Raw genomic sequence first — 14,757 nt, 5'->3', positions numbered from 1 at the left:
CGGCCGGTTTCTCAAATCGCTTTTTGTGAAGGGCAATAGGTGTCCTGTGTCGGTCGTCCGGCATCGTGGCCCGTCTGCGCGGCTCGATCGGCGATTTCGGTTTTTCCCACTTGGACGATGACCGCACGGTTTTTTAGAACCTGCGCAAGCGGTGCAGGCTCGGCGAAATAATAGCCCTGGGCCTCGTCGCATCCGGAAAGTTTGAGCACCTCGACCTGCTCCACGTTTTCCACCCCCTCGGCGGTCACCTTCAGGCCGATCTGCTCGGCCATGTCGATAACGGTGTTGACGATAGCCGAACACATGGGATTGGTCGGAAGGCCGGAAACGAATTCGCGGTCGATCTTGATCTTGTCGAAGGCGACGTGGGTGAGCGTGCTGAGCCCCGCATAACCGGTGCCGAAATCATCAAGCGCGAGGCGGACGCCTCTCTCCTTCAGCATTTTTAGGACGCGGGTGCTGCTGTCGCGCTCAAGCATGGCCGTTTCCGTCACTTCCAGCTCAAGCCGTTCCGCCGGGAACCCGGATGCTTCAAGCGCCCGGTCCACAATGGGGACGATATCGTCATTGCAAAGCTGAACGGCGGATAGGTTGACGGCAAGTTTGATATCCTTCGGCCAGGTCATTGCATCCATGCAGGCCTGCGCCAAAACCCACTCGCCCAACGGCCTGATGAAGTTGTTTTCTTCCGCAAGCGCGATGAAGCGGTCCGGAGAGATCAGGCCAAGCTTGCTGTGGCGCCAGCGGGCAAGCGCTTCATAGGCGACGATGCGGCCGCTCTGCAGATTGACCACGGGTTGGTAATGCAGCTCGAACTCATGGTTTTCGAGGGCGGATTTCATGTCTATTTCCAGCGCGTGCTTGTGCTGCGCAGCCATGTCCATGCCTGGCTCATAGAAGACGAAATAGCCGCAACCCATGGATTTCGCCCGGTAAAGGCCGAGATCGGCATGTTGCAGCAGCTGTGTGGCCGATGTGCCGTGACCTGGCGCACAGGCGATGCCGATGCTGGTATCGATGCTGATGTCGCTGCCTTCGAGCGCGAAACTGCGCGACACGGCATGCACCACCCGCGCTGCCAGCATCGCCGCATCGCTCTCAAAGTCGCCGCTTGTCGACTGTATGATCGCGAATTCATCGCCGCCCAGGCGGCTCACCATGTCGTTTTCTCCGAGGACGGAGGAGATCCGCGAAGCGACAGCCACCAGCAGGGCGTCGCCGGCCGCGTGCCCGAGCGTGTCATTAACGGCCTTGAAACGGTCGAGGTCCAGCAGCATGACATTGAACAGCTGGCCGGACGCGGAGAGATGCTCAAGGCGATTTTCCAGCGTCTTCATCAGCAGCACCCGGTTTGGAAGCCCGGTCAGCGCATCGTGATGGGCCATGTGCTCCATTTGCTGCGCCATGTCGCGTATCTGCCGCAGGCGTCCGCGCTCCAGAACGGCTTCGCGCAGCGTCTCGATGGCGGTTGCCATGTCGCCGATTTCATCCCGTCGATCCTGAAAGGGGGTTGCGACATCGGTTTCCTCGCGGGCGATCCGCAGGGTCGCCTGCACCAGCGCCGGTACGGGTTTCAGGAAATGCCGCGCGATGACCGTTACCAGAACACCTGTCACGGTCAGCACCACGATCAGCGCGATGAGCGAATTGTAGATCAGTTTGCGCTGCGCACCATAAAGTTCATCCGAACCACCGATGCTGACGGCGACCGCGCCGATCGGCTTTTTCGTCTCCGTACTGATGATCGGCAGCAGGCCGATATAGTGGCTGGAGTCGCCTATGGTTGCAAACCCCGTCGCGAAGCGCGCCGCCACGGCATCTCTGGCGAAGATCGGGTCGGTAGCAAGCGGTTTTTCATCATCGTCTGTGGCGTTGTCGAAAGCGGCTGCGATCTGCCTGAAACCGGAATCGTCGTCATCATAGCGGAATAGCCAGACGGCATTTTTCGTCTGGGCGCCTATGAGCGCGAGAACATCGCTTGGATTGAAGCCCGTAACGAGAATGGATTCATCGTCGCCGATAGGCTTGTCGGTCAAAATGCCGTTGACCTGGCCATCGGCATCCGCTGTGACGCTGACATAGGTGTAGATGCTTCGAAGGGTGGCGCTGGCAATCTGGGAGTTGACGCGGGCCTGATTGAGCCACTGTTCGCTGGCGGCGGCAACGAACATGTACCAGCCCACAAGCGCGCCGATGCTGTAGGCGAAGATCACCCCGCCCAGGAAAATCAGGGTTATCTTGCTGGCGAGCGAGCGCCGCCGCGACGACCGGCCCTTTTCCGGCGGCGTCGTTGAGCGAAGCATGTGGCCGGGCTCTACCTGTCTATCCATCCCCCGATAGGCAGTCTCTTCCATTCGCGATAGTCCCCCGCGATGTCGCGTTTTGATTGTTTTATGGAATTTTTATAGGGCATGCACTTCAATGGTGTCTGCTAAATAATTCAACAAAGTTTAGATGCGATTAAGAATTAATCCGTCTTTTTACAGTCGCTGCTTATATAAACGGTCCGTCTTTGCACTTCAGGTTGAGAAATAGACTCTGGCAGCCGAGTTCCAGCGGCGGCAACGGCCGTCCGGGAAAACCCGCGACCGGCCTTGCCAAGCTTTGCATAAACGGCATGTTGGGCATGACACGCCGATTTTAGGGAATTTCGTCATGGCTCACAGGGGCAAGAACATCGCGCAGCTTTCCGCTCTCATCCAGGATGGCCACCTTGATCCGCGCGCCCTGGTGGAAGAGACAGTGGATGCGATCCGTCAGGAGGCCGATCAGGCCATTTTCATAGGGCTGACGGCGGAGCGGGCCGCCGCCGAAGCGGAGGCCGCATCGACACGCATCCGCGAAGGCCGTTCCCGCGGGCTTCTCGACGGCATTCCCGTGGCCTGGAAGGATCTTTTTGATCTGGAGGGCACGGTGACCACGGCCGGATCGACCGTGCTTGCGGATGATGAGCCTGCGTCGTGGGACGCTGATGTAGTGACCGCGCTGAAACAGGCCGGCATGATCTGCATCGGCCGAACGAATATGAGCGAGTTTGCATTTTCCGGTCTTGGCATCAACCCGCATTACGGCACGCCGCGCAATCCCCTTTCCACGGATGGACACCGTCTGCCCGGCGGTTCCTCCTCCGGTGCGGGCGCGGCCGTGGCGGCCGGTCTGGTGCCGGTGGCGATCGGCACGGATACGGGCGGATCGGTCCGCATCCCCGCCGCTTTCAATGGCGTGGTAGGCTATAAGGCCAGTCGCGGCCGTTATTCGATGCGCGGCGTATATCCATTGGCGAAGAGTCTCGATTCGCTCGGGCCCCTCACCCGCACGGTTCAGGATGCGGTCTGGGTGGATGCCGCCATGCGGGGCAGGACTGCCGCCGATGTGCAGCGCGTGCCACTTTCCAGCCTCTCGCTTGTTGTGCCCGAGACCGTATTTTTCGACGGAATCGAGGACGAAGTCGCGGCCGCTTTCGAGCAGGCGGTGGACCGTCTTGTCCGCGCCGGTGCCTCGGTGCGACGACAGGCATTCCCGATTTTTTCGGAACTGTTCGAGCTTATCAAGGAAAAGGGCGCGCTGGTGACCGCGGAGGCCTTTGCCCTGCACAAAACCCGGCTGGAAGGTGCTGATGCCGCGCGCATGGACCCGCGCGTTGTCGCACGAACGAAGCTGGGGGCCAATATTTCAATGCCGGATTACATAGCCATCATCGATGCGCGGCAACGCATGACTGCGGCGTTTTCGGGAATGATCGGAAAAGGCGAACTGCTGCTGTCGCCGACATTGCCGCATGTTGCGGCCAGGGTCGCGCCGCTTCTCCAAAGTGACGATGCCTTTTTCGCGATGAATGCAAAAACCCTGCGCAACACGCAGATCGGTAACTTCCTCGATCTCTGCGGTGTTTCGATCCCGTGTGGAGCGGGCGACGCAGGCATGCCGGTTGGCTTGCTGCTTTCAGGGCTGGACGGCACGGATGACCATGTGCTGGGCGCGGCGATGGCGGCGGAAGAAGTCGTTCGGGTTTGAGGGGTTCATTTCCGGCTTGTCGATAACGTAGAACCTGTCCTTCGTCATCCTCGGGCAGGTTTTGACCGTGACAGATATTTGCTGACTATAGAGACTTAATCCCCTGACGTGCCCTAAGTTCTATCCAGTTTGAGTTCGCTCCAGCGGCTTTGGGTTGCTATAATCGAGGCGGTAGCGGCTGGTTGCGGTGCGGAGCCTCTCCGGCTGCGCAACACCGCATCACATCACGTCGCGGCCCAGTCTTTACGTTCTCGCGCTGTTGAAAGCATCAAGGTGCGCCGAGCAGATTGCAGCGACAGTTTTCCTCAGAACCTCCACACGCTCAGACAGCCAGGCCAGCTCTTCATCGCTGATTTCATAGCCGCGCGAATAGCGGGCCTCCACATAGGCCCGTTCAAGGCGGGTAAAGCATTGCTTTGCAAAACGGCTATCGCTGGGCCAGACCGTAGTCAGCAGGGGTGCGACCCGTTCGGCGTGAGCACGCAGAAATGTCAGCCGGTGGGTTTTGGGGCTATAAAGTGCCAGAACCTGCAGGATACAATGATAAAGCCGTTCAACGGTTTGATGCAGATCGAACGCAGCGTCCCTGCTATAGCCGCGCCCGATCGCCTCCTTCGCTAATTCGAAGCGATGCGAGGCGCTTGGAAACCAATGGTCGAAAACGCCACCCATCTCGGTTTTGGCGACTTTGGGGTCCAGCGCCCTGGGCGTGACGAGCGGAAAGCCCGGCATCTCGTAGAGCATGATGCCGTCGCGGACAATGTCCACGAAGTAGGGGCGGTCGTGCGCGAGATGGTCATTGAGGTCCATAATAGAATGAACGATGAAGTTCACCGGCGTAGCCAGGCGTCCGGTGACCGTCAGTTCTCGTAGGAGGCCTTCTGCAGCATTGTTCCAGAAGCGGGGCGCGGCAAAGTTTTTGGTGTTGACGACCACTAGGAGGTAATATTCATAGCGACAATCGCCCCTGCAGTCTCCCGTGGGCGTTTCCTGTGCGAAGGGGCCAAAGAGAACAAGTTTAAGAATACGGCCACCCTTGTTTTTTGCCGATAGTTTTCCCTTCTGCGCATTAACGAATTCGTCGAAGAGGATTCGCGCGATCCGTTGCAGTTCCCAGCGCCTGTTATCGGGAAGGTGACCGACCCTGTCGCGCAACGTCTCATATTGAAACCCGCATACACCGGGGACGTTCACAGTGCGCCATCTTTGGCGAAGGATTCTTCTAAACGCCTGATGTCGTTGAGCGCAGAGCGTATATGAGGCCATGGAAACTCGGAGCCGTCTTCCCAGATATTGCCTTCGTGCAGCACGGCGTCGAGCTTGGCTGCCACACCCGAAAGTGTTGTGGCAGATGTGGTGGCCATGGCATGGAGCAGGTTTTCTGCCCGGGCGCCAGCCTCCCGCTCAGCCTGCACTGCGGCTGAATATCCGATTTCCCGGTCGGCCCTGTCCCACCGCAACTGATGAGCCGCGAACTCGGCTTCAGCTTTGGCGCAGGCTGCAGTCTGCTGAGGCGCGAGACGGAACACATCATGGATTGCCTCGCGGGAATAGGCCGCCAACGGTTCTCCATCGGACAGGTGGATCGTAGCGAAAGGAAAGCCAACGGTCTCTGCAAGCTGCCGTTCGAGGCTCTGCTGCTGGGAACGAAGGCGCTCCGTGAGCTTGTGGGCACCCCGCCACTGGTGCCACAGGGGCACGACAGGATCGAAGGGCGCATCTCCCTTGATTTCGTTGCGGGCGAAGGCGTCGGAATTCAATGCGCCGACTGCAATGGCGCTACCCGCCAGCAACTTCCTGCGGGTGACGCAAGGCAAAGTCGTGCTATTGTCAGAATCAGCCATGATCTGAGCTCCATACAGCTTGGGTCTGGTCAGGCCGAGTGAGATGGAGCAAGCATCTCGCTCGGCTGCGGGCGTTGCTGCACGCAATGTCTGTTAATTTAACAATGATTTGTCAAAATGTCAAAACTGGATCAACATTTGCCTTCGAGTAAAATTTCTGCCGCGCAATGTAGGGGAGCGAGAGCCATGTTGGGCCTGAGCCAAAGTCAGCTAGCCGACGCAGCGAAGGTATCCCGGCCCACCGTCGTTGATTTTGAACGGGGTGTCCGTCTACCCCACGCCAATAACCTTCAAGCGATCCGCACAGCACTAGAAGCTGCTGGAATAGAGTTCATCCCGGAGAACGGTAGTGGGCCGGGCGTACGACTGGCGAAGAAGACCACGCTTTGATGAGTCTGGATTGCAGTCCGTCACAGTATAGATCTTGGCCCGACCAAGGTCCCGGACTCCAGGTTTTCCTTTTTCCGCCATATCTACACCCCTTGCGACGCGGCTAAATATCTTTTGCAAAACGGTAATTTGCTGCCCTGACTGGCTGTGAATGACAGCCCTACGCCGATGCACAGAAAAACTGCGGCAAGACCAATTCTTGAAAGACTTTTTTGCCTGAAAGAAACCGCCCCTTAAGGCCGCTCCGCTTTCCGCTGTGGCACATCCCGCGCCAGCCTTGACCGGACGGCTCCGTACCGGCACGCCACGTTGCCAAACGATGGAGAAGTCAAACATGACGCGTGTCGCCCTTTATGCCCGCAATTCCTCCGACACCAGCGTGACGCTTCGATCGAAGACCAGTTGCGCCGGTGTCGCGAACCTGCCGCCCGCGAAGGCTGGACTGTCGTGAAGACCTAGTCCGACCGCGCCATCTCCCGCGCATCTCTCATCCGCTTAGGCATCTAGTGGTTGGCATCGCGCCTGTCCGACCTGCTCACGGAACTGGAGGTCAGACAGGAGAGTCTTGCCACGCGTCTTTCCGATATCCCTGAGGCGTTCCCGATCTTCATCCGGGCATCGCGGGAACCTACCGACGCAGGATCGAGCGTTTGACCGAGACGCTGTCCCATCCCGATCAGGCACTCGAGGCTGCCGAACGCATCCGCGAGCTCATCGACCGCATCGCCGTGGCCTAAGCCGACAAGGGGGCGACGATTCCATCATCCTGCAAGGTGAGCGTGGCACTGTCTCGACTGGATCGACCCTACCGGCAAACCCGGCTACAAGCCAAAACCCGACAACGTATGATCCCGTTTGTCGGTCTCGGTAGGTGCTCGGGCCTGTCCCGAGGATCCGCTGCCGATCCTCGGCGCGAGGCCGAGGATGACGTTGCGAGGGAGAGGCTGCCGATAACCTCAACGCGCCGCCCAATTGGCGCCGCGGCGAAACATGGTCTTCATCTGCGGCACGGAAAATTCCTTGGCCTGGTGGCCGAGCGCCGAATAAAAAACGCGGCCCTTGCCGTATTTGCGTTTCCACACCACCGGCATCACCACGCCGTCGATCCACCAAGCGTGATCGCCGGTGAAAGTCGTTGTCGCCAGAACCTCGTTGGAGGGGTCAACATGCATGTAATATTGCTCTGACGTATAGGGAAAATCGGAAATCCCCTCCATCAGCGGATCGTCAGGGCGGGTGATGTTGACCGTGTAGTCAATGATATTTCCGGGATGGGCGACCCATTGCCCGCCGATCATGAACTGGTATTCCACGCATTCGCGAAAACTGTCGCCCGCGCCACCATGAAAGCCGGCGATGCCGACGCCGTTTTCAACAGCCGCCGTCAGGTTCTTGATTTCTTCCTTCTCGATCTTTGACATGGTGACAATAGGCACAACAAGGCTGAGATCATGCACCGACGGATCGGCGAAAGCCTCGGTGCTGTGCTCGACATAGACCTTGAAACCGTCCTCCTCCAGAATGTCCTTGACGATGGTGGCGCATTCCTGCGGCTCGTGGCCGCTCCAGCCGCCCCAGACGATGAGTGCTTCGCGCATTTATTTCCTCCTCGGGATTATTTGCCGAGCTGGCCGTCGACCAGCGATGTTTCAAGCGGAGCAGGACGTTCCGCCTTGGTGGTGATGGAAACGGTCGTGCCGCTATCTGACGCCGTCTGGAAGGCTTCCATGATTTCCAGCACGTGGAGGGCAAGATTGCCATTGGCGCGGTGCGGACGGTTCTCGCGGATGGCGTAGGCCATGTCGGCGACGCCAATCGAACGGTAATTTCCGTCTGCATAGGGCGAAGACAGGGTCTGCGGCACGAACTGTCCGCCCTTCTTCAACAATTGCACTTCGCCGCCAAAATGGTTGGGGTCTGGGACGATCAGCGTACCTTCCGTGCCGTAGAGTTCCAGCGGCACATGTTTGTGGCCGGCGACATCAAAGCTCATGCCCACCTGCACAACAGCGCCATTCTCGAAGGCCAGCACGCCGGACACATGGGTGGCGACATGAACGGGGATTTTTTCGCCGTTCTTTGGCTCACTTGTGATGAGGCGTTCGTTGCGGGGCGCAATGGCAAAGCCCGCCACCCTGGAGACCGGGCCAAACAGGTTGACGAGATCGGTAATGTAATAGGGTCCCATATCCAGCATCGGCCCGCCACCAACCTCATAATAGAAAGCTGGGTTGGGGTGCCAGCGTTCATGGCCGGGGCACATGAAGGTGGCGGTGCCGCCCACGGGCTGGCCAAGCACACCCTCGTCGATCAACCGGCGCGCTGTCTGGTGCCCGCCGCCGAGGAAGGTGTCCGGAGCCGAACCGATGCGCAGGCTCTTTGCCTCTGCCGCGTCCGCAAGGCGTTTGCCTTCGGCGAAATTGATGCCCAACGGTTTTTCCGAATACGCGTGCTTGCCGGCGTCCAGCGCGCGCAGACCCACTTCCACATGCGCCTTGGGGATCGTCAGGTTGACGATGATCTCCACCGAGGGATCGGCGAGAAGTGCGTCGATGCTTCTCGCCTGGAGGCCGAATTCGTCGGCGCGGGCCTTTGCCGCCTGCTCGTTCATATCCGCAAGACCGCGAATGTCGAGAATGGGAAACGAAGCCATGGCCTTGAGATAGGCGCTGGAAATGTTGCCGCAGCCGATGATGCCGATGCCGACTTTGTTCATAAAATCCTCCCGTAAATCAGAAATGCCTTGGCCTGTGCTCACCCCTGCGGGTTAGAGCGCTGGCCCGGTCGTGTTCCATGGCGATTCGTAAAGTTCGTAAAGCGCAACGGCCGCGGCCCCCTGCGCCCACAATTCGTCGCTCGCAACATCGAAAACCAGTTCCGCCACACCGGCCAGAGATGGCGGCACTGCGGCATTGTAGCTGTTGCGAATGCTGGCGATGAAAGGTTCGCCAAGTTCGAGGCTGGAGCCGGTAATGATGACCCGTGGTGGCGCAAACAGCGTGACGATATTGGCTAGTGTCAGGCCAAGGGCGGCACCGGCTCGCAAGGCGGCCGTGATAAGGTCGTGATCTTCGGCCGCAATCAGCGCATGAGCATGTTGCATGCCACGGCCGAGCCGGATCGCTTCGGCAAAACGCCCATCCGCCGGGCGGGAGCCCAAAATCGCGTTTTCACCGGCCTGGCTCGCCAGCCGCACCGTGCCTTCATTGGCAAGGCCGATGACGAGGTCACCCAGATTGTGGCTGAGACCGCCCGCGCCACGGAAGAGCTGGTTTTGGTGCAGCACGCCAAGGCCGAGCGTCTGTTCCAGCGAAATCAGCACCATGTCTTCGAGATCGCGCGCATGGCCGAACCAGTGATGGGCAAGCGTAATCGCGTGGGCGTCGCTTTCGATAATGGTCGGCGAATTCAGCCGCGCCGTCATTTCCTCAGCGAAATTAACATTCACTTCCCGCAAAATCGGGCTGCTTCGGATCTTGCCGGTGCGATGTTCGATGACGCCGGGCAGGCCGAGACAGACCATGTCCACATCCTCAAGCGATAGACCGGCATCGACGACGCAACGTCTTACGCCGTCCTCCACCAGATCGGCGATGACGCCGATTGGCTGGCGGTCTACCCGGATCGGCAAGGCAAGCGTGGAGAGTACATTGCCGCAAAAATCGGTGACGACAAAGACCATGCGGTTTGCGGCAATCTTGGCGCCCACAACGCGGGCGGCATCCGGGTTCAGCTCCAGCATCACACGCGGCCTGCCGCGCCCACCTTCGGTGCGGATATCGCCCAGGTGCCGGGTCAGGATGAGCCCGTCATCCAAAAGTGAGGCGGTAATGGCGGAAACGGTCGTGGTGGAAAGCTGCGTGCGTTCGCTGATCTCAACGCGGGAAATGGGCCCATGTCGGCGGATGCTGTCCAGCACGCTCAGCCTGTTGATCGCGCGCATTAGTTCGGGGTCTGCGGTCTTCATGGGGTCCTGCTGCGATCAATGCCGGTTCGAGAACCGATTTACGTCGGGTTGCGGATTAAATAACGGTGTAGGGGAGGGGTGTGTCAAGCTGTTCGCGCAAAAAATCGGCATAGCGCCTTGACATTGAGCGAGGGCTAATGTGAATTAATCCGCGTTGGGGAATAAATGAGGAAATCCCCGAGGGAGGATCACCATCATGACGATTTGGCACGCAGGCGCAAGCCTGAGCGGCAGGCTGACAGGCTTTGCCGCAACGACAAGCATTGCTCTCATGCTCGGCGCAGCAAGCGCCTCGGCCGCGACGGTCGTTAAATGGATGCATGTTGAGCTGGACCCGAAATCCGTGGCTGTCTGGGAAGAAATTGCCAAGGAATACGAGGCCAAGCACCCCGATGTGGATGTTCAGCTGCAGTTCCTCGAAAACGAAGCCTTCAAGGCAAAATTGCCTACCTTGCTGCAATCGAACGATGTTCCGGACTTCTTCTATAGCTGGGGCGGCGGCGTTCTTGAGGAACAGTCCAAAACCGGTGCGCTGAAGGATCTGACCGAGGTTTTCGACGCCGATGGCGGCAAGCTGCGCCAGGCCTATAACGCATCCGCAATTGACGGCCTGTCTTTCGACGGCAAGGTCTGGGCCGTACCTTATCGTGTCAGCCTCGTCAGCTTCTTCTATAACAAGGAGCTTTTCGCCAAGGCCGGTGTGAAGGCCGAAGACATCAAGACCTGGGCGGACTTCAGCGCGACGGTGAAGAAGATCAAAGACGCCGGCATCGTGCCGATTGCAGGTGGCGGCGGTGAGAAATGGCCGATACACTTCTACTGGAGCTATCTCGTGATGCGCAATGGCGGCCAGGCCGTGTTTGACGCAGCCCGCAAGGGTGAAGGCGAAGGCTTTATGGATCCGGCGATTATCAAGGCGGGTGAGCAACTGGCCGAGTTCGGCAAGCTCGAACCCTTCCAGCCGGGGTATCTTGGTGCAACCTGGCCACAGGCACTGGGCGTCTTTGGCGATGGCAAGGCCGCAATCATTCTCGGCTTTGACAATACCGAAGCGAACCAGCGCAAGAATGCCGGCGACGGCAAGGGGTTGGCCCCTGAAAATATCGGTCGCTTCGCTTTCCCAGTTGTCGAAGGCGGCGCAGGCAAGGCTACCGACACTCTGGGCGGTCTGAACGGCTGGGCGCTCACCAAGAACGCCTCCAAGGAGGCTGTCGATTTCGCCACCTTCCTGACCAGCAAGGAAAGCGAAGAGAAAATGGCGACCGCCGGTATGATCCTGCCGGTTGCCACAGGGGCTGCCGGTGCGGTGAAGAACCCGCTGCTGGCGGATTCCGCCAAGCAGCTGGCTGCTTCCACCTGGCACCAGAACTTCTTCGACCAGACGCTCGGCGCTGCCGTCGGTCGTGTCGTCAACGATATCTCGGTTGAGATCGTTTCCGGCCAGATGACTGCCGAAGAGGGTGCCCAGCAGATTCAGGACGCATTCGAACTGCGCTGATCTGGTTTCCATGGCGGCGCCGCGAATGTGCGGCGCTGCTTATCTGCCTCCATGAAAGCGGATAGAGATGACGGATATTTCCATGACTTCTGCGTCCATACCGGCGCGCGGCGCGGCAAAGGCCAGGCGCAAGCAAAGTTCGGTCGCGCATGACCGGGCATTGACCCTTCTGGTCTTCCTGCCGCCCGCACTTCTGCTCTTTACCCTGTTTGTCATCCTGCCCATGGGCGAGGCGGCGTGGTACAGCCTTTACCGCTGGAACGGCTACGGCACGCCGACCGATTTTGTCGGCCTGAAGAATTTCCAGGTGCTTTTCGGCAATGCCGCATTCTCGCAGGCCCTTATCAATAACGGCCTCATCATCCTCATTTCGATCCTGATCCAGATTCCGCTGGCCATCTGGCTCGCCATGATGCTGGCGCACCGCATTCCCGGTGTCGTCGCCTTCCGGCTGGTATTCTTCCTGCCTTACGTTTTGGCTGACGTCGCGGCGGGTCTGATCTGGCGTTTCGTTTATGATGGCGATTATGGCCTGTTTGCCGCCATTTCCAATTTCTTCGGTTTCGCCAATCCCTATGTGCTGGCTGACAAGGATGTGGCGATCTATGCCGTGCTCGGCGTCATCGTCTGGAAATATTTCGGTTTCCACATGATGTTGTTCATCGCCGGCCTTCAATCCGTCGACAAGAACGTGTTGGAAGCGGCCGAAATCGACGGCGCGTCCGGCTGGCAGAAATTCCGTTACGTTACGCTGCCGATGCTGGGCTCCACGGTGCGCCTTTCCGTCTTCTTCGCGGTCATCGGCTCGCTGCAGCTGTTCGACATGATCATGCCGCTGACCGGCGGTGGCCCGTCCAACTCCACGCAGACAATGGTCACCTTCCTCTACACCTACGGCGTCATGCGCATGCAGGTCGGGCTTGGCAGTGCGGTTGGCGTCGTTCTCTTCGTCATCTGCGTGACGCTCGCCTTCGGTTACAAAAGGATATTCATGCGCCATGACTGACACATCCACTTCCGTCCGCATGCCGCTGCAAACCAAGCTTTATCTCTATATTTCATTGAGCCTGATTGCAGCCATCGTGCTCATCCCGCTTCTGACGACGGCGCTCGGTGGTTTCAAGACGCTGGGAGACCTGCGCGTCAACCCGTTCGGAATTCCGGCCGAATGGCAATGGGCCAATTACGGCGATATCCTCTTCGGCAAACGTTACTGGCTGCAGATTTTCAATTCGCTGGTTATCGCGCTGCTGACGGTGTTCCTGACGCTGACAGTTTCGGCCATGGCGGCCTTCACTTTCGCGCATGTGAAGTTCTTTGGCTCGTCTTTCCTGCTCAATTATTTCCTGCTGGGGCTGATGTTCCCGGCGGCCACAGCCATTCTGCCGCTCTTCATCCGCATTCGCGATCTTGGCCTGCTCGATACCTATTGGGGCGTGGTGCTGCCGCAGGTGGCCTTTGGCCTCGGCATGAGCATTCTCCTGTTCCGCAACTATTTCCGCAATTTGCCGGATGAGCTGTTTCAGGCGGCCTTTGTGGATGGCTGCGGCTATCTGCGCTTCTTCTGGCATATTTCCGTGCCGCTCTCACGGCCGATCGTGGCGACCGTTGGCATCGTTTCCTTTGTCGGCAGCTGGAACAGCTACATCCTGCCGCTCATCATGCTGAATTCGGAATCGAAATATCCCTGGCCGCTCGGCATCATGGTTTATCGCGGCGAATTCGGCACGGAGTGGCAGCTCGTTCTCGCCTTCATCACGCTGACGATCCTGCCGACCGTCATCGTCTTCTTCCTCGCACAGAAACACATCATCGCGGGCCTGACGGCCGGTGCCGTCAAATCGTGACGTGAAAGGAGCAAAATATGGCTTCCGTCGAACTTAGAGAGATCCGCAAGTCCTATGCCGCGCTCGATGTCATTCACGGCATATCGCTCGATATTGCTGATGGAGAATTCATCGCGCTGGTCGGCCCTTCCGGTTGCGGCAAATCCACCCTGCTGCGCATGATCGCCGGGCTGGAAGAAATCACCGATGGCGATATTCTCATCGGCGACAAGGTGGTCAATGGCATGACCCCGCGTGAGCGCAACATCGCGATGGTGTTCCAGTCCTACGCGCTTTACCCGCATATGACGGTGGCTGAAAACATGGGCTTCAATCTGAAGCTTGCCGGCCAGCCGAAAAACGTCATTGAAGAGCGTGTTGCCGAAGCTGCCCGTATGCTTGATCTCGGCAAGCTTCTGGACCGCAAGCCTTCGCAGCTTTCCGGCGGTCAGCGCCAGCGTGTCGCCATGGGTCGCGCTGTCGTTCGCAACCCCGCCGTCTTCCTGTTCGACGAGCCGCTTTCCAACCTGGATGCCAAGCTGCGCGTGCAGATGCGCAGCGAAATCAAGGCGCTGCACCAGAAGGTCGGCACGACCTCCATCTATGTGACCCATGACCAGATCGAGGCCATGACGCTGGCGGACCGGGTGGTGGTGCTTAATCACGGCCGCATCGAGCAGCAGGGTACTCCGCTTGAGCTTTATAAGACACCCGCCAATCTCTTCGTCGCCGCCTTCATCGGATCGCCGGCCATGAACCTCATCGAAGGTGTGGTCGATGGGGAAGGCGACCAGCCCGCCGCCCGGCTGAAGGACGGAACCGCGATCCGCATTGCCGCCTCCCGCAAGGTCAAGCGCGGCCAGCCCGTGACGATCGGGCTTCGCCCCGAACATATCGGTTCTGCGATTGTGGGAGATATCTCGCTTACCGGCAGAACGGTGCTGGTGGAGCCAACCGGCGCGCAGACCCATGTGGTCTTCGAATTGGCGGGCGATCAAGTTACGGCAGTGGTGGATGGTGAGCAGCCGGTGAAGGTCAACACGCCCTTTGCCGCCACCGTGCACCATGAGCGCGTGCACGTCTTCGACAGGGCGAGCGGACTGGCGCTTTAAGTGCCCAGATGTTCTTGATGAAATGCTGAAATTTTCTTGCCCCTTCGCTTTTGGGGCTTGTCTGAAAATCACGAGCGGTTAGCTTGGCGATTGGGAACAAAGCGGG

General features: G+C 59.0%; 12 protein-coding genes. 6 read left to right on the top strand and 6 right to left on the bottom strand.

Features of this window, described 5'->3' with window-relative positions:
- Positions 1-11: 11 nt before the first annotated feature.
- The gene (locus tag BLU28_RS12260; RefSeq protein ID WP_077986388.1) at positions 12-2,354 is read right to left on the bottom strand and encodes a sensor domain-containing phosphodiesterase; all 2,343 of its coding nucleotides are present in this window, start codon (positions 2,352-2,354) and stop codon (positions 12-14) included.
- A 301-nt stretch (positions 2,355-2,655) separates the two neighbouring features.
- Between BLU28_RS12260 and BLU28_RS12255 the strand changes: the two genes are divergently transcribed.
- Positions 2,656-4,014 (top strand): amidase, encoded by a 1,359-nt coding sequence (locus BLU28_RS12255; protein WP_077986387.1) that lies wholly within the window; start codon positions 2,656-2,658, stop codon positions 4,012-4,014.
- 243 nt (positions 4,015-4,257) lie between these two features.
- Here BLU28_RS12255 and BLU28_RS12250 read toward each other — a convergent pair whose 3' ends face one another.
- Together BLU28_RS12250 and BLU28_RS12245 are read right to left on the bottom strand one after the other, a co-directional pair.
- The gene (locus BLU28_RS12250; protein ID WP_034498163.1) at positions 4,258-5,169 is read right to left on the bottom strand and encodes a HEPN domain-containing protein; all 912 of its coding nucleotides are present in this window, start codon (positions 5,167-5,169) and stop codon (positions 4,258-4,260) included.
- A gap of 35 nt (positions 5,170-5,204) precedes the next feature.
- Complete coding sequence (locus BLU28_RS12245; protein ID WP_175477692.1) at positions 5,205-5,858, bottom strand: hypothetical protein; 654 nt, start codon at positions 5,856-5,858, stop codon at positions 5,205-5,207.
- Positions 5,859-5,975: 117 nt separating this feature from the next.
- Here BLU28_RS12245 and BLU28_RS12240 point away from each other — a divergent pair, with 117 nt between their 5' ends.
- Positions 5,976-6,248, top strand: coding sequence for a helix-turn-helix domain-containing protein (locus tag BLU28_RS12240; protein WP_197539763.1), 273 nt, complete (start codon positions 5,976-5,978; stop codon positions 6,246-6,248).
- 956 nt (positions 6,249-7,204) lie between these two features.
- Here the strand turns inward: BLU28_RS12240 and BLU28_RS12235 are convergent.
- Genes BLU28_RS12235 through BLU28_RS12225 form a run of 3 tightly spaced genes read right to left on the bottom strand, consistent with a single transcriptional unit; the run spans position 7,205 to position 10,215 of the window.
- Positions 7,205-7,846, bottom strand: a complete 642-nt coding sequence (locus tag BLU28_RS12235; protein WP_004438834.1) for a ThuA domain-containing protein — start codon at positions 7,844-7,846, stop codon at positions 7,205-7,207.
- Positions 7,847-7,863: 17 nt separating this feature from the next.
- Entirely contained in the window at positions 7,864-8,964 is a 1,101-nt protein-coding gene (locus BLU28_RS12230) for a Gfo/Idh/MocA family protein (protein ID WP_077986385.1), read from the bottom strand.
- A gap of 51 nt (positions 8,965-9,015) precedes the next feature.
- Positions 9,016-10,215, bottom strand: coding sequence for an ROK family transcriptional regulator (locus BLU28_RS12225; protein ID WP_004438840.1), 1,200 nt, complete (start codon positions 10,213-10,215; stop codon positions 9,016-9,018).
- 196 nt (positions 10,216-10,411) lie between these two features.
- Here BLU28_RS12225 and BLU28_RS12220 point away from each other — a divergent pair, with 196 nt between their 5' ends.
- From BLU28_RS12220 to BLU28_RS12205, 4 genes are all read left to right on the top strand, one after another.
- A complete protein-coding gene (locus BLU28_RS12220; RefSeq protein WP_034498157.1) occupies positions 10,412-11,713 on the top strand; it encodes an extracellular solute-binding protein in 1,302 nt (433 codons plus the stop codon).
- 67 nt (positions 11,714-11,780) lie between these two features.
- A complete protein-coding gene (locus BLU28_RS12215) occupies positions 11,781-12,719 on the top strand; it encodes a carbohydrate ABC transporter permease (RefSeq protein WP_004438845.1) in 939 nt (312 codons plus the stop codon).
- Entirely contained in the window at positions 12,712-13,560 is an 849-nt protein-coding gene (locus BLU28_RS12210; protein ID WP_004438848.1) for a carbohydrate ABC transporter permease, read from the top strand. The genes BLU28_RS12215 and BLU28_RS12210 overlap by 8 nt, the downstream gene beginning before the upstream one ends.
- 17 nt (positions 13,561-13,577) lie before the next feature.
- A complete protein-coding gene (locus BLU28_RS12205; RefSeq protein WP_077986384.1) occupies positions 13,578-14,651 on the top strand; it encodes an ABC transporter ATP-binding protein in 1,074 nt (357 codons plus the stop codon).
- Positions 14,652-14,757 lie beyond the last annotated feature (106 nt).

Source organism: Agrobacterium pusense (genome assembly GCF_900102105.1).
Taxonomy (GTDB): Bacteria; Pseudomonadota; Alphaproteobacteria; order Rhizobiales; family Rhizobiaceae; genus Agrobacterium; species Agrobacterium pusense.
The sequence above is the reverse complement of the archived record's forward strand: the minus strand, read 5'-3'. Positions and strand labels throughout refer to the sequence as shown.

Excerpts from the sequence above, each read along its gene's own strand:
- BLU28_RS12215 (WP_004438845.1), top strand. The coding sequence starts at position 11,781 with ATGACGGATATTTCCATGACTTCTGCGTCCATACCGGCGCGCGGCGCG.
- BLU28_RS12205 (WP_077986384.1), top strand. The coding sequence starts at position 13,578 with ATGGCTTCCGTCGAACTTAGAGAGATCCGCAAGTCCTATGCCGCGCTC.
- BLU28_RS12240 (WP_197539763.1), top strand. The coding sequence starts at position 5,976 with ATGTCAAAACTGGATCAACATTTGCCTTCGAGTAAAATTTCTGCCGCG.
- BLU28_RS12230 (WP_077986385.1), bottom strand. The coding sequence starts at position 8,964 with ATGAACAAAGTCGGCATCGGCATCATCGGCTGCGGCAACATTTCCAGC.
- BLU28_RS12210 (WP_004438848.1), top strand. The coding sequence starts at position 12,712 with ATGACTGACACATCCACTTCCGTCCGCATGCCGCTGCAAACCAAGCTT.
- BLU28_RS12235 (WP_004438834.1), bottom strand. The coding sequence starts at position 7,846 with ATGCGCGAAGCACTCATCGTCTGGGGCGGCTGGAGCGGCCACGAGCCG.
- BLU28_RS12220 (WP_034498157.1), top strand. The coding sequence starts at position 10,412 with ATGACGATTTGGCACGCAGGCGCAAGCCTGAGCGGCAGGCTGACAGGC.
- BLU28_RS12260 (WP_077986388.1), bottom strand. The coding sequence starts at position 2,354 with ATGGAAGAGACTGCCTATCGGGGGATGGATAGACAGGTAGAGCCCGGC.
- BLU28_RS12255 (WP_077986387.1), top strand. The coding sequence starts at position 2,656 with ATGGCTCACAGGGGCAAGAACATCGCGCAGCTTTCCGCTCTCATCCAG.
- BLU28_RS12225 (WP_004438840.1), bottom strand. The coding sequence starts at position 10,215 with ATGAAGACCGCAGACCCCGAACTAATGCGCGCGATCAACAGGCTGAGC.
- BLU28_RS12245 (WP_175477692.1), bottom strand. The coding sequence starts at position 5,858 with ATGGCTGATTCTGACAATAGCACGACTTTGCCTTGCGTCACCCGCAGG.